This window comes from Candidatus Limnocylindrales bacterium (genome assembly GCA_035559535.1).
Taxonomy (GTDB): Bacteria; Moduliflexota; Moduliflexia; order Moduliflexales; family JAUQPW01; genus JAUQPW01.
Map to the genome: position 1 here is coordinate 44,691 of DATMBG010000004.1, position 22,041 is coordinate 66,731.

23 protein-coding genes are annotated in these 22,041 nt (G+C 46.0%); 12 read left to right on the forward strand and 11 right to left on the reverse strand.

Going from position 1 to position 22,041, the window contains the following annotated elements:
* Positions 1-28: 28 nt before the first annotated feature.
* From VNM22_00965 to VNM22_00975, 3 genes are all read left to right on the forward strand, one after another.
* The gene (locus tag VNM22_00965; protein HWP45705.1) at positions 29-1,024 is read left to right on the forward strand and encodes a TRC40/GET3/ArsA family transport-energizing ATPase; all 996 of its coding nucleotides are present in this window, start codon (positions 29-31) and stop codon (positions 1,022-1,024) included.
* 81 nt (positions 1,025-1,105) lie between these two features.
* Positions 1,106-2,128 carry a TRC40/GET3/ArsA family transport-energizing ATPase gene (locus VNM22_00970; protein HWP45706.1) on the forward strand — a complete coding sequence of 341 codons (1,023 nt, stop codon included), beginning with the start codon at positions 1,106-1,108 and terminating at the stop codon, positions 2,126-2,128.
* Positions 2,129-2,174: 46 nt separating this feature from the next.
* Complete coding sequence (locus VNM22_00975) at positions 2,175-2,663, forward strand: hypothetical protein (protein HWP45707.1); 489 nt, start codon at positions 2,175-2,177, stop codon at positions 2,661-2,663.
* Positions 2,664-2,714: 51 nt separating this feature from the next.
* Here VNM22_00975 and VNM22_00980 read toward each other — a convergent pair whose 3' ends face one another.
* From VNM22_00980 to VNM22_01000, 5 genes are all read right to left on the reverse strand, one after another.
* Positions 2,715-3,362, reverse strand: coding sequence for a hypothetical protein (locus tag VNM22_00980; GenBank protein HWP45708.1), 648 nt, complete (start codon positions 3,360-3,362; stop codon positions 2,715-2,717).
* A gap of 12 nt (positions 3,363-3,374) precedes the next feature.
* Positions 3,375-3,644, reverse strand: a complete 270-nt coding sequence (locus VNM22_00985) for a hypothetical protein (GenBank protein HWP45709.1) — start codon at positions 3,642-3,644, stop codon at positions 3,375-3,377.
* A gap of 16 nt (positions 3,645-3,660) precedes the next feature.
* Positions 3,661-4,041: a hypothetical protein gene (locus VNM22_00990; protein ID HWP45710.1), complete on the reverse strand. Its 381-nt coding sequence runs from the start codon at positions 4,039-4,041 to the stop codon at positions 3,661-3,663.
* 105 nt (positions 4,042-4,146) lie between these two features.
* Entirely contained in the window at positions 4,147-5,082 is a 936-nt protein-coding gene (locus VNM22_00995; GenBank protein HWP45711.1) for a CoA-transferase, read from the reverse strand.
* A complete protein-coding gene (locus VNM22_01000; protein ID HWP45712.1) occupies positions 5,072-5,989 on the reverse strand; it encodes a CoA-transferase in 918 nt (305 codons plus the stop codon). The genes VNM22_00995 and VNM22_01000 overlap by 11 nt, the downstream gene beginning before the upstream one ends.
* Positions 5,990-6,576: 587 nt before the next feature.
* Between VNM22_01000 and VNM22_01005 the strand changes: the two genes are divergently transcribed.
* Positions 6,577-7,584 (forward strand): HEAT repeat domain-containing protein, encoded by a 1,008-nt coding sequence (locus tag VNM22_01005; GenBank protein ID HWP45713.1) that lies wholly within the window; start codon positions 6,577-6,579, stop codon positions 7,582-7,584.
* Between the two features lie 17 nt (positions 7,585-7,601).
* Here the strand turns inward: VNM22_01005 and VNM22_01010 are convergent, their stop codons facing one another.
* The 3 genes from VNM22_01010 to tpiA form a co-directional block, all read right to left on the reverse strand.
* The gene (locus tag VNM22_01010; GenBank protein HWP45714.1) at positions 7,602-8,042 is read right to left on the reverse strand and encodes an SEC-C domain-containing protein; all 441 of its coding nucleotides are present in this window, start codon (positions 8,040-8,042) and stop codon (positions 7,602-7,604) included.
* A gap of 78 nt (positions 8,043-8,120) precedes the next feature.
* Complete coding sequence (gene secG, locus VNM22_01015) at positions 8,121-8,603, reverse strand: preprotein translocase subunit SecG (GenBank protein ID HWP45715.1); 483 nt, start codon at positions 8,601-8,603, stop codon at positions 8,121-8,123.
* 5 nt (positions 8,604-8,608) lie between these two features.
* Positions 8,609-9,367: a triose-phosphate isomerase gene (tpiA, locus tag VNM22_01020; GenBank protein HWP45716.1), complete on the reverse strand. Its 759-nt coding sequence runs from the start codon at positions 9,365-9,367 to the stop codon at positions 8,609-8,611.
* A 198-nt stretch (positions 9,368-9,565) separates the two neighbouring features.
* Here tpiA and VNM22_01025 point away from each other — a divergent pair, with 198 nt between their 5' ends.
* Positions 9,566-9,772: a 4Fe-4S dicluster domain-containing protein gene (locus VNM22_01025; GenBank protein HWP45717.1), complete on the forward strand. Its 207-nt coding sequence runs from the start codon at positions 9,566-9,568 to the stop codon at positions 9,770-9,772.
* A gap of 138 nt (positions 9,773-9,910) precedes the next feature.
* Positions 9,911-10,723, forward strand: a complete 813-nt coding sequence (locus VNM22_01030) for an SDR family oxidoreductase (protein ID HWP45718.1) — start codon at positions 9,911-9,913, stop codon at positions 10,721-10,723.
* Between the two features lie 508 nt (positions 10,724-11,231).
* Here the strand turns inward: VNM22_01030 and VNM22_01035 are convergent.
* On the reverse strand, positions 11,232-12,875 hold the full coding sequence (locus VNM22_01035; protein ID HWP45719.1) for an L-lactate permease: 1,644 nt from the start codon (positions 12,873-12,875) through the stop codon (positions 11,232-11,234).
* Between the two features lie 1,045 nt (positions 12,876-13,920).
* Between VNM22_01035 and VNM22_01040 the strand changes: the two genes are divergently transcribed.
* The 3 genes from VNM22_01040 to VNM22_01050 all read left to right on the forward strand — a co-directional run bounded on the left by VNM22_01040 (position 13,921) and on the right by VNM22_01050 (position 17,150).
* Entirely contained in the window at positions 13,921-15,399 is a 1,479-nt protein-coding gene (locus VNM22_01040; protein HWP45720.1) for an Nramp family divalent metal transporter, read from the forward strand.
* Positions 15,400-15,792: a sigma-70 family RNA polymerase sigma factor gene (locus VNM22_01045; protein HWP45721.1), complete on the forward strand. Its 393-nt coding sequence runs from the start codon at positions 15,400-15,402 to the stop codon at positions 15,790-15,792.
* A gap of 290 nt (positions 15,793-16,082) precedes the next feature.
* Complete coding sequence (locus VNM22_01050) at positions 16,083-17,150, forward strand: hypothetical protein (GenBank protein ID HWP45722.1); 1,068 nt, start codon at positions 16,083-16,085, stop codon at positions 17,148-17,150.
* 23 nt (positions 17,151-17,173) lie between these two features.
* On the opposite strand, the gene VNM22_01055 is transcribed toward VNM22_01050, so the two are convergent.
* Complete coding sequence (locus tag VNM22_01055) at positions 17,174-18,316, reverse strand: hypothetical protein (GenBank protein ID HWP45723.1); 1,143 nt, start codon at positions 18,314-18,316, stop codon at positions 17,174-17,176.
* A 361-nt stretch (positions 18,317-18,677) separates the two neighbouring features.
* Here VNM22_01055 and VNM22_01060 point away from each other — a divergent pair, with 361 nt between their 5' ends.
* The 3 genes from VNM22_01060 to VNM22_01070 all read left to right on the forward strand — a co-directional run bounded on the left by VNM22_01060 (position 18,678) and on the right by VNM22_01070 (position 21,676).
* Positions 18,678-19,223 (forward strand): outer membrane beta-barrel protein, encoded by a 546-nt coding sequence (locus VNM22_01060; protein ID HWP45724.1) that lies wholly within the window; start codon positions 18,678-18,680, stop codon positions 19,221-19,223.
* Positions 19,224-19,643: 420 nt separating this feature from the next.
* On the forward strand, positions 19,644-20,570 hold the full coding sequence (locus VNM22_01065; GenBank protein HWP45725.1) for a hypothetical protein: 927 nt from the start codon (positions 19,644-19,646) through the stop codon (positions 20,568-20,570).
* A 101-nt stretch (positions 20,571-20,671) separates the two neighbouring features.
* On the forward strand, positions 20,672-21,676 hold the full coding sequence (locus VNM22_01070) for a hypothetical protein (protein ID HWP45726.1): 1,005 nt from the start codon (positions 20,672-20,674) through the stop codon (positions 21,674-21,676).
* A 166-nt stretch (positions 21,677-21,842) separates the two neighbouring features.
* Here the strand turns inward: VNM22_01070 and VNM22_01075 are convergent.
* On the reverse strand, positions 21,843-22,041 hold a 199-nt coding region (locus VNM22_01075), incomplete at its 5' end, for a hypothetical protein (protein HWP45727.1).

Genomic DNA, 22,041 nt, shown 5'->3' on the forward strand with positions numbered 1-22,041 from the left:
CAGACAACGGATAACAAACGGATTCTTAATGAAAGGACTTGGTGAGTTTTTTGATCGGCGTAGGGATGTGGAAATTGTCATTTTCGCCGGTAAAGGAGGACTGGGTAAAACAACCAGCAGTTCGTCTCTGGCCTACTATATGGCCACGGTTAAAAACAAAAAAACCCTTCTCTTCAGCACAGATCCCCAGGCTTCTTTGTCGGACATCTTTGAAAGGGATTTCTTCGGTAAGGGAGTTATAGAAATTATACCGAACTTGTATGTAGTTGAAATTGATGCCGACCGGCGGGTGGCCGATTATCAAAACGAGGTTAAGCAAAAGATTAAGGACATGTATGGTTTAGAGGAAGTCCCTGCAGAAATAGAAGAGTATATTGACTCCACCTCTGCGGAACCGGCCATGTATGAATCGGCTACTTACGACGCCATGGCCGAACTGGTAGCGCAGAAAAACTTCGATATCTACATCTTTGATATGCCTCCCTTTGGACATGGCGTTCGAATGGTCGCCATGGCCGATATCCTCTCCAAATGGATTGAGAAAATTACAGAAGCTCGAGAAAAGGTCGTTGAATATGACGAAGTGGCCGCGACTCTGAAAGGTGGTGGACAGGCCTCCGAAGATATGGTCATGAAGGAACTCCTGGATATTCGAAACAAAATAAAAAACTTTACCGACTTAATCACAGACCGAAAGCGGACGGCTTTTTTTATGGTGTTGATCCCGGAAAGCATGGCCATTGTAGACACGGAAAGGGCCCTGAAAATGTTTAACGACCTGGGTATTGAAATGTCTGGTCTGGTAGTTAACCAGATTTATCCCGTTGAGCTTTTACAGAATCCTAATCTGAGCGAGTTCCTGAAAAATAGAATTCTTATGCAACAACAATACTTAAAAGTTATCAAGGAAAAGTTTGGAGATTATATTGTCGCGGCGGTACCCATGTTCACCCGGGAACCTAAAGGACTCGAAATGATCAAAATTGCTTCAGAAGACTTAATCCACTCAAAAATCAAATTCTAAGGTTCGAGATCAGACATCAGGGATCAGAATGATTCTCCCTTCTGACCCCTGATGTTTGATGTTGGACCCCGATATGGATAGATGGCCTCACTGGAACAATTGCTTGCTGAAAAACCGAATCTTAAATTTATCTTTACAGGCGGGAAAGGAGGAGTTGGTAAAACCGTCTCAGCCGCGGCCATCGCCTACAAATCCACCCTGCAAGGTAAAAAAACACTTCTTGCTTCCCTCAACCCGGTTCATTCTCTGGCCAGTGTCTTTAATCAGGATCTAACCGGAGGTACTATCAAAAGGGTTGAAGGTACTTCGCATCTCTATGCCATAGAAGTAGATGCCAAGGATATTGTTGAACGGTATCGAGAGAATATTGGAAAACGGGTTCGGGAGTTTCTCAAATGGTCGGATATTCCGGTAGATGCAGGTCCTTTTATCGATATTGCGGTGACGAATCCGGCTTTTGAAGAATCGGCCATGTTCGATAAAATGATGGATATCATGTTACAGCAGGGATCTGAGTATGACCGCATCGTCTTTGATACGGCCGCCGTAGCAAACGCCGTCCGTCTCATCGGTCTCAGCAAAATTTATGGACTATGGCTAGGCCGTATGATCGAGAGCCGAAAAGAAGCCCTTTCCATGAGGGTCCAGTTATCTTTTCGCAAAGAAAAAGTCATGGAAGAGGTCAAAAAGGATCCGTTGATGGCAGATCTCATCTCGATGAACGAGCGGTTTTTAAAAGTCAAAAACGTTTTGATCGATTCCCATATAACTGCCTTCTTTTTCGTTACCCTCCCTCTGGCCCTCCCCATTGCTGTTGTCAAAAGATTCATTACCATGGTTAAAGCCTACGATATTCCGGTGGGCGGGGTCATTGTAAACGGAATCTTGAGCCGGGAAACCGTCGAAGCCAGCCAGGGAGAAGAATATCTTAAGAATAAATACGAAGAGCAGATACAGTATATGAGAACCATTAAGAAGGATCTCGGTGACTTAGTTCGGGCCTATATCCCTCTGTATCCCCGGGAGGTTGTTGGATTAGAAATGATTAAAAAAGTCTCTGAGGATATGTTCAACTATGTGCCCTCCTTCTGGAATGAATTATAAGCCAGAAGTCAGAAGAAATTCCGACTTCTGAGGGTCGGTTTCCAGGGTGAAAAAACATCTCTTAGCTGCCAACAATTTCTTTCTCGGGGTTACCAACTTCCTCATCTTACCTCTACCTGATTCCTGGCAATTGGTAGATATCCTGACCCCCCCGGATGTGGACGCCAGTTTTACCTCTCAAAATATTTCCTGGGTTACCTCGGGAAGTGTTAACTATCTTCTGGCAGATCCCCAGCGATCTTTAAGTCTGGAGCTTCTTCTACAGATCAAAAAAGGAAATACACAACGGTTTAAGCCGGTTCTGAAACCTATTGAATCTCAAGGTATCCTATGGATTGGTAAACATGCTGCCACCCAAACCTTTGGAAAAATTACCCGGGGGGTCTTTAAAAAAAGATGGGAAGAGGGACTTCAGATTCTCCTTCCCTGTGAGGTACTTCAGAGGACCCTCTGTTTAACCTTTACCGGAAATTGTTCCCGCGAGGTCTTACAAGAAATCTTGAAGGTTATCCCCTACGCCCAATGCCATACCTGATCTCCCTTTGTGAGGAAGAAGAGCCCAACCAATTTATTTTTTTTCCTTTCCTTATTCCTGCACCAGCCTTCCAAGCTCCTTTAGAAAACTAAAGAAATCTTCGGCTTTCTTCTTTTTCAATTCAGAAAGAGAAAAGCTTGCCAGCAGGTGGGGAAAGTTCTTTCGGATAGAAAAACGGAGAAGATGAGAAAACCAGGGTTGAAAGATTGAAGAAAGTCTATGAAGCCGTTCCTGGTGACTCCCCTGCTGGAAGGCTAATAGGAAAGAAGTATTTTCCAATTCTTGAGAGATCCAGTTTTCCTGGATTACGGTTTGTAGAGCTTCTTTTCCGATTCGATTTTGGGGATCAAAAACTTCAAATTCTAAATCCGGTTCCCTGAGAAGGTTTCCTCGAATACTGAGTAAGCCCTTTCGCCCCATCAACCGATGAAAGAGCCAGGCCAACAACATACTCCTTGGTTCCAGGATCACCATAAGGGCCATACCTTTAAAAGGGGGAAGAGGCTTTTCTACCACAATTTGAAAACCGGAAATACTTAACCAGCGGACCGATATTCCCTCACCGACACTATCCAAACCTCCCTGAATCCATCGGACAATTTGATGACTTTGCCTTTGGTTTAAATAGGATCCAATAAAGTACCAGATTAAAAACAGAAAAGATAAATATACAACGACCTGGAAAGCAACGCTATTCATGAGGATTTTATCTTAATGGACCTCTGGAACGAATTCGGTAACATCCCTTTCTCGAAGCTGATTTTGTTTCCACTTTTTCAATTTTGGAAATAAATAGGGTAATAACCGAAGCGTCACCGTGGAATTCATAAGGGGAATCCCTAGCAATTCCCCCAGAAGAACAATATTCATGACCTCTTCATATTTAACTTTTTCTTCAAGAGTGATCCGATAGAGATCAAAGATAAAAAGACCCCAGAAGAAATCTTTGAAGTTTTTCCACCACTTTTTGACCCACTGCATTTCTTCGCTCCTTGTATCACACCTTCCCCATAGCCAGTTCTTCCTGAACGGCATATTTAAGGGTTGGATAATCAAAGGGCTCTTTGAGTATTCGTTTGTTATCAATGATAACGGCCAGATCTCCTCCTAATCGATACTTTAAAGTAAGCCAGAAGCCCCGCAGTGAAATGGACCCCGTTACCAGAGGCTTAACCCCTTCACCAAAGTCACGGAGAAGTTGATGGTATAGGGCCGCGACCTTTTCCTGGTTTTTTATAACTTCCGGTGGGTAATCCTGGAGTTGATCCAGGTCGGTATTGATACCGCAGGCTTTAAAGTAGTCGGTGGAACAACAATGGGCAGTTGTGCGATAAAAGGTTGGAAGTAGCCCAACGAATTCAACCTGGATTGGATACATATGCTAACCTCCCTGGGTTTAAAAAAACTTTGAAAGGTTTTTTTCTGATAAAACTACTTGATCCCTCTGAGGGAGTCAATAGGATAAATATTTAGATTTACCGGCCTATCCCCGGGTCCAAAATCCGGTCGGATCATAGGCCCGGATAAAATTCAATTCTTCCCGGGTCGGGGGTGGAGTTTCCTTCAGATCGGAAGCCACCTTAAGGTCCCATCCGGTGTTAGCTAAAATTTCTTCCACCGGGATACCCGGATGGTTGGAAGCCAGGTACATTTCTTTGGTAACCGGATCGAATCTAAGAATCCCTCGGGTCGTGATGACCGCCCCGGGGCCTCCCCGGGGTAGTCCGACGGTTTCTCGCCAGTTTCCTCCCGTTCCATAGCCGGGTGAGGTGATATAATCCACCCGATTTTTGAATCGCCGTTTTTCATGGGGCATGATGATAAGTAAACGTCGGGCTAAGGCGGCAATATCGCAAGCTCCCCCACTGCCTGGAAGGCGAGTAAAGTCAGGGTTCGGATGGTCGGAATGGGGTTTACCGCCGATATAAGAAGTATTTAGATTTCCATATTTATCTATTTCGGCCCCTCCTATAAATCCCGCATCGACCCAACCCCGTTGCATCATACCCATGAGATCCAATGTACTCCCACACTGTATGGCTCCTAAAATATTAGGAGAATCTCCCATGGTATACAAGACTTCCTGAGCCGGTGTATCTCGAATAATCCCGCTCTCGAAAAACCCTATGGCCCGCGGAGCATGGGTTTTTTTAGCCAGGGCAAAGGCTAACAGGGGAAGCCTTGTACCCACAAAAATAATCTCTCCATCTCTAATCTCCCGGGCGGCTGCCGCAACCATAAGTTCTGGTAAAGTATAATTCATGCATTGTGCCTGAAAATGGAAAATTGCAACCGGCAGATTTAAAGGCTTCAACTTCCCATTTTCAGCTCCCCTCTCAATACCCAAAGTTGGCCGGTGCTGATAAGCATACTGGATAATTCTGGGTCCTTGAACATACTGACCCCTCTCAATACCCAAAGTTGGCCGGTGCTGATAAGGCCTCCTTTTTAACCTTTAACTCCTGAATACGCTCCTCCCCCAGCAGTTGCAAATAAGAATGTCGGGTTTCTACACCTTTAACCCATCGATTTAACCATTTTTGAAAGCCTTCCAGGGTTTTAGTTTCTTCATGATAGTCTTTATAGAATCCATGATCCCGATTGTAATAACCCTGTACCGGAGAAGGATGGGCGCCCCAGGGTTCTTCAACTACAGCCGAGACCAGAAAACCTGGAATGAGAGTACGATTCGGATCGCTTCGGATAATGTCGGGAGACACAATTTCTTCTGTAACTAAAATAAGGGATCGGCTGGCCCGGGCTGCATCGCCAGTGATTCCCGTATTTCCCCAAATATGGGCGTTACCCTCCGGGTCGCAACGCTGGACCTGGATGATGGCGATATCGGGGTGAATGGCCTGAACGGCCAGAAGCTTCTCACCGGTAAAGGGGCAGCCTATTTCCTTCATCCCGGGATGATTTACAGGAAGATCAGATCCCAGAGCCGTTTTAGTGGGTAGATAAGGGACCCCCAAGGCAGCGGCATGGAGAGCCAGGGCTATGGTAAAATTAGAATGATCCTCCACGTCTATAGGATGAGGAATTCCTTCTTCAACCGCCCGACGAAAATTATAACCGGATCCCATCATGACATTTCCCACCCAGGCTGCTACAACTTTTCGTACACATCCTGCACCTATCAACAAGTCGAAGAGAATATCGGAGATAGGTCCGATGAGGGTAAGATCCCTCCGACCCTGGCGGATAATCTCATGTCCTGCTGAAAACGGAATAAGGGATTCCAACGCCGTTCCCGCAACAATACTCATTCCATCACGGACAAATCGGGCAATAGCCTCTTGCATGGATAAAATTTTACGGTTCATAACTTATCTCTATCTGTTCTTATCAAACTCTTTGATTTTCTCTCCTCCTTTTATAAAATAGGTTGACGACCGCATCTCTTTCAGTTTAACTGATGGAGAGGTCAAAAATCAAATACGAAGTATGAAAAGAAAAAATTTTTAAAGTCCTGGAACCGATTTGCGTTTTATACGGCTGGTCACTAAACGAATTCGGAATTACTTTAGGTCAGACCCCTTTCCCTGAGATGAGGTTCCCCGGACTTTTAAGTTATTAAACAAAGTTTAAGGAGAAAACCTCTCTTTTATAAGATTATGGGGGTTGCTATAAGTAACTATACCAATTTAGTAGGTGTCACTTTTTCTGTCTGAACACCTCCCATCCCCCCTCCAGGGGGGACTGACATAGGGTGGCTGCAGCTGAATCCCCTCTGGAGGGGGGATGGGAGGTGTTTCTTTTTCCACCTACTAAATGAATACGGATACTTGCTATAATTAAAAATTGGCTTTATCCTGGAAGGTTAGATATAAATAAAACTGAAAATCTAGACCTCAGGATATAAGACTCTTTAGGATAACCTCGTAACGCTTCTTTTTGAAACCTTTAAGGTATGGAATCAGGTCAGAAATTGGTTCAGGAACTACTTAATCTCGCGACAGGAGAAAGGAACAAAGCTGCTTTTGCCTTAGAAGTTGCTCTTTTGCTAAAAAAAGTCGATCCAGCAGAAATAGAGCCGATTGTCATTAAACTACTGGAAGATCCGGACAGCTCGGTACGATGGTTTGTAACGCACATCCTCGGGGAGATAAAGACCAGTATGGCTCTGAAGTATCTGGCCAAAATGTTAAAGGATCCCAGCAAAGAAGTCCGGGCTGAGGCTGCTGAAGTTCTGGAGGAATTACATCCGGAAGAAGTTATACCTGAGCTGGTGGAAGCTCTCCGTGATGAAGATTATCTAGTTCGCTCGCGGGTAGCTTCGGCCTTGAAAAGAATAGATCCGGTAAGTGTCCTTCCCCATCTTATAGTCGGATTACATCACGAAGACCGATATATTCGACGACAGGTGGTGAGTCTACTGGGTGAGATCAAGCCTCCCGAAGCTGTTCCTTTGCTTATAGAGGCTTTAAAGGATCCAGACCATATTGTTCGAAGTGCAGCGATTTCTGCTTTGAGCAGCCTGAAGGCCATAGAGAGTCTGGATTATCTTATTGAAGCCTTACAAGATAACAACAGTTGGGTCCAAATTGCCGCAGCGAAAGCTTTAGGAGAAATGGGGAATCGTAAGATTGCCGAAAAACTCCAGCCTCTCCTAAAGGCAGAAAGGCCAGAAGTTCGAGAGGCCGCTTATACAGCCCTCACGGAAATTAACCGGCGAGAAGATAGAAGTTTTGTTCGTAAAATGAAGGTATCGGATCTCCTCAACGATGTAGCGGCCAATATGGGAGTTACCCCTCAAGTTTTATTAAACCTTACGGCTAAAGGGGATGAAGAGTTTCGAGAAATGGTAAAGGAAATTTTAAAGGTCCTCCCTAAGGAGGACCTTCACCAAATCGCCGATAATCCCGGCCTGCATCCTCAGCTTCAACAATTTGTACAAACTTTACTTAAAGAGCCTTGAGAATAAGGTATTGTTTTTTAAAGCTCTCCACAACAATCTTTAAGCTTTAATCCACTTCCACAGGGGCATAAATCGTTTCTTGTAACACTCTTTCGACTTTTACTAATTTTCCTTAAAAACTCGTTAAGATCCTTTTCGTCATCATAGATATCTTCATCCTCGCTATATTCTTCGTAATCCTCTCCTTCGGTTTCTTCAGAATCCTCCAGTTGTAGTACCGAGAAATGCTCGATGGTCTTTTTTAAATTTCTCGCCAGAAAAACGATGGAAAGTGTTAATCCGGAAAAGCAGGTAATCATTAAAGAGACAATAACTCCCTGGAAAAGAGAGAGCGAAAAAAGGGTGTGTAATCCGTAACCAACTCCCACGACCCCCAGGGAAACCAGAAGTATACTTGCACAAATAGCTGACCCAATCAACAGTCCCGGATAAATGAAGGATCTAAAGTCTTTATACATAAATAAAATCTCCTTTTAAAGATCGGTTAATAGCTCAATCAGGTTACTTAAGGTTTCAATCTCCATCCCCTCACGTGGTTAATGTTCCTGAGATCCTGAAGGGGAAGGCTCTGAAGTTCCTTTACTCTCTGGACCGGTAGAGGTTGAACCCCTACTTTCCTGAGAAGTAGAGGGTTGGGTAACCGGTTTCTCCTCAATAGGAACCGCCTTATTGGAAGGATTTTCCAGAGGCGGCTGCTCCCCTTGAGTACTCGATTGAGGTGGAGTTGAGGGTTGTTCTGGAGCAGGACTCTGCTGCGTTTGCCGTGCCCTATCAACGATGGAAGAAGCAGATCTGTGGGTCGAAAGCAGGGTGAGTCCAAGGGAAGTCAACATAAAGACCACAGCCGCTACGGTTGTTACCCGATTTAAAAAATTGGCGGGACCAGCACCACCGAATAAGGTCTGACTGGCTCCACCAAAAGCAGCTCCGATATCCGCTCCTTTACCTGTTTGTAACAGTACAATAGCTATCAAAATGATACACATCAATACATGAATAATTGTAATAAACGTAATCATAAAATTTATTCCTTAAACTTTACAATTTTGGCGAATGAATTGGCATCCAAACTGGCTCCTCCTACCAAAACCCCATCGATATCTTTTTGACTCATAAGAGATTTAATATTATCCGGCCTTACACTACCACCATATTGAATTCGGATCTCAGAGGCCACCGTTTCATTAAAATTCTTAGCCAGTAAGGAACGTATAAACGCATGAACTTCATTTGCCTGTTCCGGGGTAGCGGTTTTACCCGTACCAATGGCCCATACCGGCTCATAAGCAATGATAAGCCGTAGAACCTGTGAATGGGTTAATCCAACCAACCCCTCTTTTATTTGACGTTCAATAATTTCAAAGGTTTGATTCTTTTCTCGTTCTTCGAGGGTTTCACCTACACAAACAATAGGGATAAGCCCGTGGTCCAGCGCTGCAAAAATTTTTTTATTAACCGTTGAGTTAGTTTCGCAAAAATAAGTACGACGTTCCGAATGTCCTATAATAACATAACTACATCCTACGTCTTTTAACATCAAGGCAGAAATTTCCCCGGTGAAGGCGCCACTTTTTTCCCAATGAAGATTTTGTGCACCCAGCTTGATCGGACTGGATTTGATAACGTCAAATACGACTTTCAATCCGGTAAAAGGGGGGCAAAGAACTACTTCTCTATCATCGGTAAGGTCTGTGAGGTGGTCGACAAGAGCTTTTGCGAGTTCTTCGGCTTCGGCTGAAGTTTTATGCATTTTCCAATTTCCAGCAATAACAGGTCTTCGCATGGATTTCCTTGGGGGCTCTCTCCTTATCTTTGTCTTTTTCTTGTCTTACCACTTACAGTGTATTTGAAAATAAATTAAAAATCAAGAAAAAAATATTCAAAATATTCTGATAGAGATTTTTCTTGCAGGATCCTCCCTTCCCCGATTAAAATAAAGATAATTGATGTGGAGAAGAACAGATAAGCAGGAGCGTAAGGAATGGGTTTATTTATAACGGTTCATCTTGATAACACCAAATGTCCCTCGGATTGTAAGAAATGCGTTACGATCTGCCCGGTAGATATCTTTCATATGAAATCGGGTAAAGTTTTCAGTAATGAAATGGCAGAGGATGAGTGTACGCTGTGTGACCTCTGCCTGGAGGTTTGTCCCATAGATAATATTGAGATTCAAAAGCATTATTAAACTAAATAAATAAAACGTGACCCCGAAGAACACGAAGTTATCCCCCTACGAATATAGATAACCACCGGTTCGATGCCTATTTACCCATTTACCTACGGTTACAGCTTTGGGGGCTTCGGGATCGTTGGGGTTAAAGATATGAATTTACAAAATCCCCTTGCCGACCATTGGGCCCTTATTTTAGGCGCCTCTAGTGGATTTGGAGAAGCTACCAGTTTGGAACTCGCCAGGAACGGGATGCATATCTTTGGGGTTCACCTGGATAGAAAAGCGACGTTACCTAATGTGGAGCGGATTATCGGTCAAATTAAAGAAATGGGACGTGAGGCCGTATTCTTTAATGTAAATGCCGCAGATGCAGAGAAACGCAAAGAGGTCCTTGACCAAATTCAGGAGAAACTCAAGGAAAGTGGAGGATCTGCTACGATTAAAGTTCTCCTTCATTCCCTGGCGTTTGGAACCCTGAAAGCCTTTATTGCTCCTTCCCCTCAAGATACAGTAACCCAGGCCCAGATGGATATGACCCTGGATGTGATGGCCCATAGCTTGGTTTACTGGGTTCAGGATTTGATGGCCCGGAAACTTATGACCCAGGGTGGGCGGATTTTTGCCATGACCAGTGCAGGGGGGCATCGGGTTTGGCGCACCTACGGACCCGTTTCTGCCGCCAAGGCCGCCTTAGAATCTCACATCCGTCAATTGGCTCTGGAGCTGGCTCCTATGGGAATTACGGCTAATGCCATCCAGGCAGGGGTTACCGATACACCTGCCTTGCGAAAAATTCCAGGTAACGAAGAAATGATTAAAATCGCCCAGGAGCGAAATCCGGGGGGACGGTTGACAACCCCTGCTGATGTCGCAGCCGCGATTGCAGTCCTCAGCCAGCCAGGTACCTACTGGATGACCGGAAATGTGATTCGGGTGGATGGGGGGGAGGATATTGTCGGCTAGCCTCTTCCCGGAGGGTGGATCCCAGGCCATAAAGATTGGAAACCCGATCTCTATCCTCCTTACCGATACAGGAGTGAAAAGACGATTCCAGGGCACCCGGTTTGTAACTCCATCCGGGAGCTCAAGCATCTTGCCTGCTATATCCCATGAAGATAAATTTCCAGCCGTCTTCCACCCCCTCCCTTAATGGCATTGGCTTACGACCCCTGCTTTTCCTTACATACCTTCCGGCTCCTTCAAGGCTTCAAGGAAGAACCTATAACGAAACACTCTGCAAATCCCCCCCCTGGAGGGCCATGACCTTAGGTGAAGATCCCTTCCTGACCTTCCCCTGCCAGAACTAGGAAAAGGAATCTTGCAGCCAAAATCCTTTCCCCTGCGGAGAGGGACCGGGTGGGGGACGCCTCCAGCAGAGGCTTTCGCCTTAATTTAATACCCTTGCCCTTGAGGAAGGCAGGGGAATGTTTCTTAAATTCACATTCCTGTTGTTCTTGTAAAGTTCAACGATTTATTTAACAAAATTCAATCCGTGGGGAACCAGTTGTGGAAAAACGTAAGCATACATCATAACGATAAGTCCTACTATAGCTCCTAATACCACACTATGCCAGAGAACGAATCGAAAGATTTTACCCTCATTTCCGACCTGATTGGTCGCAGCAGTGGATACTACAATACTTTGAGCATCGATCATCTTGCCCATAACCCCCCCGGCGCTGTTAGAAGCGGCCATCAAGATGGGATCCATGCCGAGTCGCTCGGCCGTAATCCTTTGAAGACTTCCAAAGAGCGCATTGGAGGCCGTATCGCTGCCGGTCAGAGCTACACCTAACCATCCCAGCATGGCACTGAAGAATGGAAATAGCCAACCGGTCCGGGTAAAAGCAAGACCCAGTACAGCATCCAGTCCGGAGTATCGTGTCACAAATCCCAGTCCCAACATCGAGGAAATGGCAATCAAGGGCATTTTCATACGCCTTGCCGTCTTTTTAAAGATCCTCCCCAGTTGGGCCGGAGAACAGCCTAATACGAATCCGGATATAATGGCCGCGATAAAGCATCCGGTGCCGGTGGCAGATAGCCAGTTGAAATCATAGATCGCCTTTTCTTTAGTTAACTTAGGGACTACCGGTGTGGTTCTGGCCACCGCTTCGTTAAGCCCTGGCCAGGGAAATACGTAGGTTACCTTATTGAGTTGCGCCTTGATGGAAGGAAGCCCCCAAATCAACACCATAATAGATAGAATGAAAAAGGGGAGCCAGGCCACCAGAACTTCTCCGGTAGTATATTTATGCGGAGATACTTCCATATGCCTTTCATGTTCGAAGCGCCAGAGGGTTCTCGGTTGCCAAAACCGGAGAAAAATAATCATGGCAGCCAGGGAAACAATGGCCCCTATAATATCTACCAGGTTACTGTCCACATAGTTAGACCAGTAGAACTGGGTCGCTGCAAAGGAGACGCTGGTTACAAAAATAGCAGGGAAAACTTCAAAGGTCTCTTGCCAGGATACCATGGTCTTTACAAGCCAGAAAGGGACGATGAGTCCGGTGATAGGGAGAATTCGACCGACCATAGCGTTCAGGTCAGACTCTGGAAGTCCGGAGACGGCTGCCAAGGTATGAACCGGGGTTCCGATGGCTCCCCAGGCTACCGGAGCCGTGTTGGCGATGAGGCAGAGGGCCGCTGCATAAAAAGGCTCAAAACCAAGCCCCACCATAAAAGCTGCCGAAATAGCTACCGGAGCTCCGAATCCGGCGGCCCCTTCAATAAAAGCCCCGAAGGAATAAGCCACCAACAGAGCCTGTAACCTCCGATCTGCAGAAATACCTCCTACCGATTCCTTCATAATTTCAAACTTACCTGTTTCTACCGAAATATCGTAAAGATAAACCGCTGCAAAGACAATCCAGGCGATTTTGACTAAACCGAAAGCAGCACCGTAAAAAAACGTAGAAATGGATAAGTGCCAGGGCATCCCAAAGGCTACGCTGGCCGCTAAAATAGCCGTAATGGCGCCACCAAAAGCAGCCAGAGCGGCTGAAGTCCTTATGACAGCCAGTAAAAAAAATAAAACGACGACCGGTAAAGCCGCGATAACGGTGGATAAAATCCAATTATTAAAAGGATCGTAATTTTGTATCCAGGGCATAGCAGGACCTCTTCGTGATCAATCCCCTGTTCCATAAGTTCATATCGGGTTCTTCTGGGCAAGGACCAGAACCTCGTCTACTACAAAAAATCAGATACGAACTTTTGAAAGGGGTTGACGGTTAATTAAACCATTAAGAAACAAAGTGAAGGAAGACAAAGACCTTATTCGAAGCTAAGGGATGTCTTCAGGAGAAGGAATTTTACGGATAATGCTACAAGTATTGGAACTTATGGAGGAAATAACCAATCGGGGAGGTAGAAAAGGCGGGATATTTAAGCTGATAGATAAGATAATCGTTGGAACAGATAACCCGACCAGGTTTGTGAAAGCCGTCAATTTCCTTTGTACGGAAGGTTGGCGAATAGGATTTTTTTTCTCTTTCCATAACGACGGGAGTAATTCATGATCTTCTATGGAAGACATATAGTAAAACAAGCTTTGGGGGAAAAAGAGAATATCCTTCTCAAAGGATAATTTGAAATAAAAATAAGTAAGGGAATCTAACGAGTCCTCTATTCTTTCTATAAAAAGAAAGAAAAGGTTTCCCAGGGCAAGCAAGGATACGATTAATGGAATGATAAGAAAGTTGACCCTTCTATCCCTCATTTTAAATAATCAGGAACCGATTTTCCCCTCTTACATAAAAAACTGACCCCTACAGGTTTATCAACGAGTATAAAGTAAAGTCTACCCCTCCATGCAAGCAAGTGAGACAAAGAAATTTGTTGACAAAAATTCTATCGGCCAACTAAAGTCAGTTTAGACCCACAAGACCACAATAAATACTATATTTTGCCGTTTTTAACTCTTAATCTCTGAGGGATTACGAAGAACTATGAAAAGCAGGGGAGTATGGGAGAGTTTATGCCTGTACTTTCCTAATCTCCTGTTTTTATACTCTTTGCGGACAAACCAAATCCACAGCGAAGATTTAATGCAGATATCGATAACTAAAAAGAAGTCCTTAAAAGTAACGGGAACTTATAGAGCCAAAAATAAGGTTCGAGTTCTTTTGTTTATTTGAGAGGGCAAAACTTCTATTATGGCTAAAGAAGATAAGGGAATTACCGAACAAATCAGACCGGTTGAAGCCGGAGAATTACCCCCTTATGAAGTAGCCGAATTACCCGCTCCTCCGCCCTTCGGTTTGAAGGGTATTTTAGAGGTTATAGGACCGGGGGCTATTATCCTAGGAGCTTCCATTGGAAGTGGAGAGTGGCTGGTAGGTCCTGCTGCTACCGTAAAATACGGGGTAGAACTTATCTGGATCACAACGGTCGCTTCTATCTTACAGGGGCTTTTCAATATGGAAGCTATACGGTATACCTTGTACACTGGAGAGCCTATTTACACCGGTTTCATGCGACTAAAACCGGGTAAATTTTGGGGGGTTTTTTACACCATCTTAGGCTTTTTCCAAATTGGGTGGCCGGGATGGGCTTTGTCTGCGGCAACAGCATTGGCAGCCATTGCCTTGGGTAGAGCTCCAGGGAAAGAAGATAGTGGAACGGTTCTATTTTGGGGCTATGTAACCTTTTTTATTGTTATTATTACTTTAGCCGTAGGAGGAAAAATAGAAAAGACCCTTGAAAAAGTCTCCTGGTTTTTTCTGTTCATGATTTTTGCCTTTTTGCTTGCGGTCAATCTCCTGGTTGCTGCCCCGCGTGCCCAGTTGGGAGAGACTTTTTTATCCCTATTCAAATTCGGGACGATTCCACCTGGTGCAGATTGGGTTTTATTGGGGGCCTTTGCAGCTTACTCTGCAGCAGGAGGTGTTATAAACTGTGCTATCACCAACTGGTTTCGGGATAAAGGTTTTGGAATGGGAGGTGTTGTCGGTTTTATCCCGGGGGCCGTAGGGGGAAGAAGGATTAATCTTTCTCCCTTTGGTAAAATCTTCAGAATCACTCCCGAAAATCTCCGCAAATGGAACGATTGGTGGAAATATGCCACTACCGATCAATGGGTTATCTTCGTCGGAGGTTCCTTAATGGGAATGTTTTTAACCATCAATATGGCTACCGCCTTAATTCCTAGAGGTACGGAAATAGGAGGCTGGTCGGTCGCCAACTTCCAGGCTGTCGAACTGGCAAAGATCGGTGGAAAAATCCTTTGGATTCTGACGGCTTTGAACGGGTTCTGGATTCTCTTCAGTACCCAACTATCGGTTTCCGATGGCTATATCCGCCAATCCACAGACGCTCTCTGGGTGAGTGATCGTGTTAGAAGATGGTGCCGGGGAGATGTTCGGATTTTGTACTATGCCCTCCTCGCCCTTTTCACCCTTTGGGGATGTATCGCCATCAATTTGGCCCAACCTTTCATTTTAATTTTGATCGGAGCGAACACAGCCGGACTTGTATTTGTTATTGCTTCGATCCATATCCTTCTGGTTAATAGAAAGCTCTTACCTAAAGAGCTCAGACCCCCCCTGTGGCGAGAAATAGGGGTTTTATTCTGTGCTCTTTTTTATGGCTTTTTCGTAACGATGTTGGCAGGTAGACAGGCCGGATTATGGTAAATGAAGGGGGTAAAAGGTAACAGGCAAGAGCAGGTCCGGGCCATTCTAGAATTTTCCAAAAAACCCGTATCGCTGGATATGCCGACGGTAGAAGACGAAAACGCCACGTTAATGAACCTCATCGCCAGCAAGGAAAGCCCGGCCCCGGACAAAGCCGTCGTTGATCAAACCCTTATTGAGGAACTCCAGGAACTTTTAGACGAACTGGACCCTCGAGGAGCCCTGATTTTGCGGTTACGTTTTGGCATCGATGGAGAAGGTCCCCTGATGTTAGAAGAGATCGGAAAGCGTTTAAACCTGAGTCGGGAGAGGGTTTGGCAGCTTGAAAAACGGGCCAAGGCCAGGCTGAGGAAACTGGCCAACGCCAGAAGTCTGGGGGATTATTTAAATTAATTTTTCTCTCTTACTCGTGCTATTCGCAAACGTATTAAGTAATTGACAGGGCCAAAGTGTTATATTAAATTTCATGTAATGAATAGCTATACTTTTGCAAAAATATCCTTCTGAGAATAGAAAATCCCGAATTTTCAACCTCCTCCGGCCCCTCCTTGCTAGGGAGGGGCGCTTTTAAGTCTCCCCTTGGTAAGGAGAGATTTAGAGGGGTGACAAAAAACGGCAAAAGTATAGTGAATAGTTTAATTCGATAAAGAGAAAGTTAGATCTGAATACAGGAGTGTTATTTAATGGCTTTTACCATTCAAGAATATCTGGACTTAGTACGACTTCTGGGTGAACATCCAGAATGGCGTTCGGAACTGCGACGTTTGCTCCTGTCCGATGACCTACTGGCCTTGCCGGAGATTGTTCGTGCATTAGCTGAAGCGCAGCAGCGGACTGAAGAACAATTAAGAGCTTTAGCCGAGGCCCAGCGGCGGACTGACGAACGCCTGGAAGCTTTAACGGAAGCCCAAAGACGAACCGAAGTGCGCCTGGAAGCATTAGCCGAGGCGCAGCAGCGGACTGAAGAACAATTAAGAGCTTTAGCCGAGGCCCAGCGGCGGACTGAGGAGCGGTTGGAAGCTTTAGCGGCGGCTCAGCAGCGAAGTGAGGAGCGGCTGGAACGTCTGGAAGCGATCGTGCGGGAATTAGCCGAGGCCCAGCGACGGACTGAGGAGCGGCTGGAAGCATTAGCCGAGGCCCAGCGACGGACTGACGAACGCCTGGAAGCTTTAACGGAAGCCCAAAGACGAACCGAAGTGCGCCTGGAAGCATTAGCCGAGGCCCAGCGGCGGACTGAGGAGCGGCTGGAACGTCTGGAAGCGGTTGTACATGAACTGGTGGAGGTGCAACGACGAACGGTGGATACAGTGGGCGATCTTAAAGGCCGTATGCTGGAAATCACCTATCGTGAAAAAGCCGGGGCTTACTTCGGTCTCCTGCTGAAACGCGTTCAGGTGGTTATGCCTCAAACCCTGGAAGAAGTACTGGAAGCCCATTTATCGCCTGAAGCATTCAAAGAATTACTGCTTCTGGACTTATTGATTAACGGTCAGCCTCGCTATCATCCCGATATACCGGAAGTGTGGCTGGCAGTGGAAATCTCTGCTGTCGTGGATCAGCAAGATGTAACCCGTGCCCGACAGCGAGCCTTGCTGCTACGTCAGGCCGGCTATCGCGTTATTCCTGTTGTTGCCGGAGAGCGAACCACCCTTGGGGCGGAAGATGAAGCGCGTTTTCATAAAGTGGCCATACTGCAGGATGGGCGTACCTACCTTTGGGAAGAAGCTTTACAGGCCTGGGCCGCTCAATAATAGGGAAGACTGGCTGGTCGCCCTCATGTACCAACTACTTTCCTTAAAAACTTAATCACCCGCTCTTTGGTCCGATCCTCCTCCGGAATGGTCTCCCACAGATGCTCAAAATCGAGAAAGAACCGCAACACCGTATATTCATCCGACCAGAGGAAATAGCGAGGCCCCCACGGCAGGCACGGGTACTTTTCACAGTTATCTAAAGGAGATCGCACCATAGCCCCGACCGTGCTCTTGATCTTCAACTCAAAATAAGGAAAGGTCTCTATCAGACCCACCTGATAATGTTCATAACTCTCCAGCAAGGTGATCCAGTGCTCAATCTGCTTCTTCCGCTGCTCCCACTGGGTGCGGGACAGGTGCTTCTCCCTCAGGTAATTTTTCAAAACCGATTTCGAATGAATGCTTCGTTCGCCATACGTCGCCAGGTTAAAGAGAAATCCCTCTAATCGTTGTTCGTTCATCGCCAGCCATCTCTGTCGCCCCTTTTTGCTGATAATTGGAAATCGGATAAGCTCCCCGCTGGCGTGCAGTTCCGGGGGGTGAACCAGATGCGAGGGGTGTTGGATGATCATAAAAGACTGGCCGGGTTCCTGCTCCATACGGAGAAGTTCGGCATAGGCCTCCAGCTCTTCGTGCTCACCGCCCGAAGGGATCACCTTAACCGGCTGTCTCTTTATCCTGTCTGATCTGGCATAATCGGTAAGTATCTTTTCCAGTTGCTGGAGCACCAGGTGGCGAAGTTCCGCAAACGTATAGTTCTTAGGGGTAGCTTCAGGCAGGTAACCCCGGATGTACCGCCGGATCTCTTCTTCGGTAAGGGGTTGGCCGTCGTAGAGCCACAGGATGGGATCTATGCACTCCTGTTGAAGTTCCAGTCCCCAGGTAAGGACCTTGATAAGTTCTTCCCGGTTTGGGCATCGTTTGGGATCTTTGAACGATGTGGCCAGGTTCTCGAGGTTACTGATGGTCGGTTGACAAACATACGCTCTTTGAGCGAGCACCGTCTGTTTGATTCCCACCTCACCCGTTTCTGGAATACGACAGGTTTCCCGGGCCCATCTGACCAGCTTTTCGATGATCCGATACCGGTCTATCTTTGCCGGATACAGGCGAGGAAGTGACATGGCTTTCTTCAGATTAAGGCTTAAAAGATACCATTTCACTTTTTTTCATTTTTTTAAGCGTAAACAGGTTTTACCCTGAGAGAGAAAATTCGTCAACAAAAAAATGAGTTAACCGTGCCCATCCTTACCGCTTGCGGATGGGTTACCGATAGGCCCGGGAACTACTTCTGATTGACGCCCTTTGGACCCATCCTTTTAGGTGAAGATAAAAGCAATTATATTAGCTTATAATAATTTTGGAATTTATTTAACTTGCGATAAAAAACAAGTCGATTTAAGGTAATTGTGAATTTATAATCTGTTCGGTCTCAGGATGGCCTAAGGTAAGGTAAAAATCAGGCTACTAACTATTGAGAGCCTTGACTCAGTAGGATAGTAAATAGGTGAGAGGGTTTTACCCATGAAAGGTGTAAAGGATTTGTCGAAGGCTGGCCGGGTCTTCCTTTTTGGATTCCTGATAGGGTTTCTGTTTTTTCAGGATCCGGTTTGGGGTCAGGTCCTATTTGGAGCGCAAGTGAGTGTTGCGGATGATGTCGACGTTGGGGTAGGAGTCCGTGTTGTCTGGGATTTGGCCCAATATCAAAAAGGGCTCGGGGTAATAGGATCTTTCGATTATTTCTTTCCCGGTGGTGAGTCTCCTTTTTTTCCGGTTGCCACTGGGGATTTGAGCTATTTTGAAGTCAATGCAAATTTGACTTATACGTTTGAAACAGGCAGAAACATAGCGCCTTATGTGGGGGGAGGTCTGAATATCGCCCATGCGTCCATCGAATTCGTGGGTGTAGAGGCTGTAGAGGCTTCAGACACCGAAGTGGGGGTCAATTTTCTCGGAGGGGTGATGTTCAACCTAGCGGGAAGGTTGATGCCGTTTGCAGAGCTCCGGATCGAAGCTAACGGGGGCGAGCAGTTTATGGTTACAGGAGGTATCCTCTTCCCGATCCGATAGTCGTTTAAAAATTTTAATCCCATAAGTTCATTCCGCGTAAGGAGGCCATAGTTTAGTTAATTGTGTAGAGCCTTTGCGCCCTTATCCCTTCCCCTCTCCCGAAGCCTCGGGAGAGGGGGTTTGAGGGGCATAGGCGCCAGGTTAAGCCCTCGAAGCGCTGGTTGAGTAGCGAAGCGTATCGAAACCAAGCAAGCAGGTCTCGATACGAGCTTCCGCTTCGTTCCAGGTCTACTCGACCAACGGGCTTTCAACAGGGTTTTTACCCTTATCCTGACGCATATGGGTTTGAGGGGTGAGAGTCGCCAGAACAGATGCCGTTTAAAAGGTTTCGCAAAACTAAGTAAGCAGTGTAGGAGGGAGTTTAATGAGAAATTTTGTAGTGTTATTATCAATTATCCCTTTGATAATCTTTCTCGGAAGTTGCCAGAAGAACCTGCCTCCATCACCACCACCTCCCCCCCCCCTCCACCAGTGCCTATCCCTCCTGATAACTTTATAGATCTGGTAAAGGTCATTGACCATCCCGGGGATGATCTTTTCCCGGAGGTTTCGCCCGATGGGACCAAAATAGCCTATGCGGCCAGAAAGATAGATAATCTAGATGTGTTTTATTTTTATCCTGGAGCGCCTAGAGTGAATCCTATTCAGGTCACACGGCATATAGCGGATGATGCGCACCCGAGCTGGCTTGGTAATGAGGCCTTGTTTTTTGATTCCTCACGGCTCGATACCCTCTCGATCTGGAGAGTTCAAATAACGGGGCAGAGAGGGACTAATCAGATCACCGTTCGGGATTATAATGATTTCGATCCGGCTGTGTCTCCGGACGGTCGAAAGGTGGTCTTCTGCTCCATCCGACAGAAAAAGGCTTTAGACTATAGGCCCAAAGTCGAGGATGAGCCACCGACTTTATGGGTAAGTAACATAGATGGCTCCAACATTACCCAGATCGGCGCTGGCTATAACCCCAAATGGTCCCCTGATGGCCGGAGAATTATCTTCTATGCCCCTTCTGCGACCAATTTCGATATCTGGATCATGAATTCAGATGGTACCGATCTTACTCAAATCGTCGCGGATAAATCAGATGATATCGATCCAGCTTTTTCTCCGGATATGAAGGCTATAGTGTTTGCCTCTAACCGGCCTGGGGCTGTAGGCACAGCGATTCCGAAGAATTTCGATATTTGGGCGATGAGCCTTGTGGGGGAGGGGTTGACGCAGCTCACTTTTAGTCCCGGGGATGATACAGGGCCGGTCTGGTCTATTACCGGTGAAATCTTTTTTCAGAGCAACCGTGATGGAGGTTGGGATATCTGGAAGGGCAGGCCTGTTATTGAGTGGTAGGAAGATGCAGTGAGGTATAAAGACCGGCTTTTGCGAATCTGTAAAGCGTAAAAGCTCGGCTTCATCCCTACGGAACTGAAAGAAAAGGAGATGGTTATCAAATGCGAAGGAAGTTCCTTTTTACACCTTACCTTTTACTCGTACTTCTTTCTTTGTTCCTCATGGGGGCAAGGGGATGTTTAAATGTCGGTCAGCAAAAAGCAGTTGTTCCACCGTTAGAGTCCGTAACAGACCTGATTCAGTTAACCATAGATCCCTCTCCAGATGGTAATCCAGCCATTTCTCCGGATGGTAAAACAATTGCCTATGTCTCCTATAAGCATGGTAACGCGGATATTTACATCATGGAGGCTGAACCGGGAAAACAGCAGCCCCAAGCCCAACAGATTACCCTTAGCCCGAGTAACGACAACAATCCCACCTGGACACCCGATGGAAAGTCCATTCTTTTTGATTCGGACAGATTAGGCAATCAATCCATCTTTAGGGTAGATTTAGGGAAGGAACAAATAACCCATCAGGTTGTCGCCCGCAGTTCCAACGACTTTGCTCCGGATGTCTCCCCAGATGGGCGTAAGGTGCTGTTTGGGAGTCAGCCTCACTATAAGGGGGGTGCTCCCAAATTAGACTTTCTGCGTTCGTATAAGAAAGGTTTGGAATCGATCTGGTTGGCTAATATAGATGGAACGGAGTTAATTCAGATTGGAAAGGGTATTTTTCCAAAGTGGTCTCCCGATGGAAAAAAGATCCTTTTTGTTTCCTCGGAGGGAGGCAACGCGGATATCTGGATGATGAACGTAGATGGTTCGGGTTTAACGCAGCTTACTACGGATTTAGCCCATGACACTTCCCCGGCATGGTCTCCCGATGGGACCAGGATAGCTTTTTCCTCCGACCGTACGGGTAATTTTGATATATGGGTACTGGATTTAGAGATCAACGAACTGGTCCCCTTAACCAATAATCCCGGGGCGGATGGAAGTCCCGTGTGGTCTCCCGATGGGAAGTACATCTATTTTTATAGTTTCCGAAACAACAACTGGGATTTATGGCGGGTGACTCCGCTGTTGAGGAAAGAGCGGAGGGCCGGTCTTTCAAAGACCTGATAGCGACCGAAGATAGAAAAGCAGCGTCGGGGATTTTCGGCATAGGTTAGCTTATAGGAGAGAAAATAAAACTTAATTGTATTAATTTACAATAATTTTAAATTTATTTACATTGATAGGCCGAAAATACTGTATTAATCTGTACTAACCAATGGTGCTAGTTATTTTAAAGGCTGAATCTGGCTATAGAAAGGGGTATGAAGCCATCCTCATTGACCTGCAGACCATCCCATTGGACCAGCACGTTGAACATAGCCATGGTAAAAGCCAAACGAGCCTGAAAGTATTCCCAAACCCGATGCATCACTTTTTTGAAATGACTGACCAAAGTCAACATCGAAAACACGCTCTCAATCAGCATTCGG

Excerpts from the sequence above, each read along its gene's own strand:
- VNM22_00965 (HWP45705.1), top strand. The coding sequence starts at position 29 with ATGAAAGGACTTGGTGAGTTTTTTGATCGGCGTAGGGATGTGGAAATT.
- VNM22_00970 (HWP45706.1), top strand. The coding sequence starts at position 1,106 with ATGGCCTCACTGGAACAATTGCTTGCTGAAAAACCGAATCTTAAATTT.
- VNM22_00980 (HWP45708.1), bottom strand. The coding sequence starts at position 3,362 with ATGAATAGCGTTGCTTTCCAGGTCGTTGTATATTTATCTTTTCTGTTT.
- VNM22_00985 (HWP45709.1), bottom strand. The coding sequence starts at position 3,644 with ATGCAGTGGGTCAAAAAGTGGTGGAAAAACTTCAAAGATTTCTTCTGG.
- VNM22_00990 (HWP45710.1), bottom strand. The coding sequence starts at position 4,041 with ATGTATCCAATCCAGGTTGAATTCGTTGGGCTACTTCCAACCTTTTAT.
- VNM22_01000 (HWP45712.1), bottom strand. The coding sequence starts at position 5,989 with ATGAACCGTAAAATTTTATCCATGCAAGAGGCTATTGCCCGATTTGTC.
- VNM22_01005 (HWP45713.1), top strand. The coding sequence starts at position 6,577 with ATGGAATCAGGTCAGAAATTGGTTCAGGAACTACTTAATCTCGCGACA.
- VNM22_01010 (HWP45714.1), bottom strand. The coding sequence starts at position 8,042 with ATGTATAAAGACTTTAGATCCTTCATTTATCCGGGACTGTTGATTGGG.
- secG (HWP45715.1), bottom strand. The coding sequence starts at position 8,603 with ATGATTACGTTTATTACAATTATTCATGTATTGATGTGTATCATTTTG.
- tpiA (HWP45716.1), bottom strand. The coding sequence starts at position 9,367 with ATGCGAAGACCTGTTATTGCTGGAAATTGGAAAATGCATAAAACTTCA.
- VNM22_01025 (HWP45717.1), top strand. The coding sequence starts at position 9,566 with ATGGGTTTATTTATAACGGTTCATCTTGATAACACCAAATGTCCCTCG.
- VNM22_01030 (HWP45718.1), top strand. The coding sequence starts at position 9,911 with ATGAATTTACAAAATCCCCTTGCCGACCATTGGGCCCTTATTTTAGGC.
- VNM22_01035 (HWP45719.1), bottom strand. The coding sequence starts at position 12,875 with ATGCCCTGGATACAAAATTACGATCCTTTTAATAATTGGATTTTATCC.
- VNM22_01040 (HWP45720.1), top strand. The coding sequence starts at position 13,921 with ATGGCTAAAGAAGATAAGGGAATTACCGAACAAATCAGACCGGTTGAA.
- VNM22_01045 (HWP45721.1), top strand. The coding sequence starts at position 15,400 with ATGAAGGGGGTAAAAGGTAACAGGCAAGAGCAGGTCCGGGCCATTCTA.
- VNM22_01050 (HWP45722.1), top strand. The coding sequence starts at position 16,083 with ATGGCTTTTACCATTCAAGAATATCTGGACTTAGTACGACTTCTGGGT.
- VNM22_01060 (HWP45724.1), top strand. The coding sequence starts at position 18,678 with ATGAAAGGTGTAAAGGATTTGTCGAAGGCTGGCCGGGTCTTCCTTTTT.
- VNM22_01070 (HWP45726.1), top strand. The coding sequence starts at position 20,672 with ATGCGAAGGAAGTTCCTTTTTACACCTTACCTTTTACTCGTACTTCTT.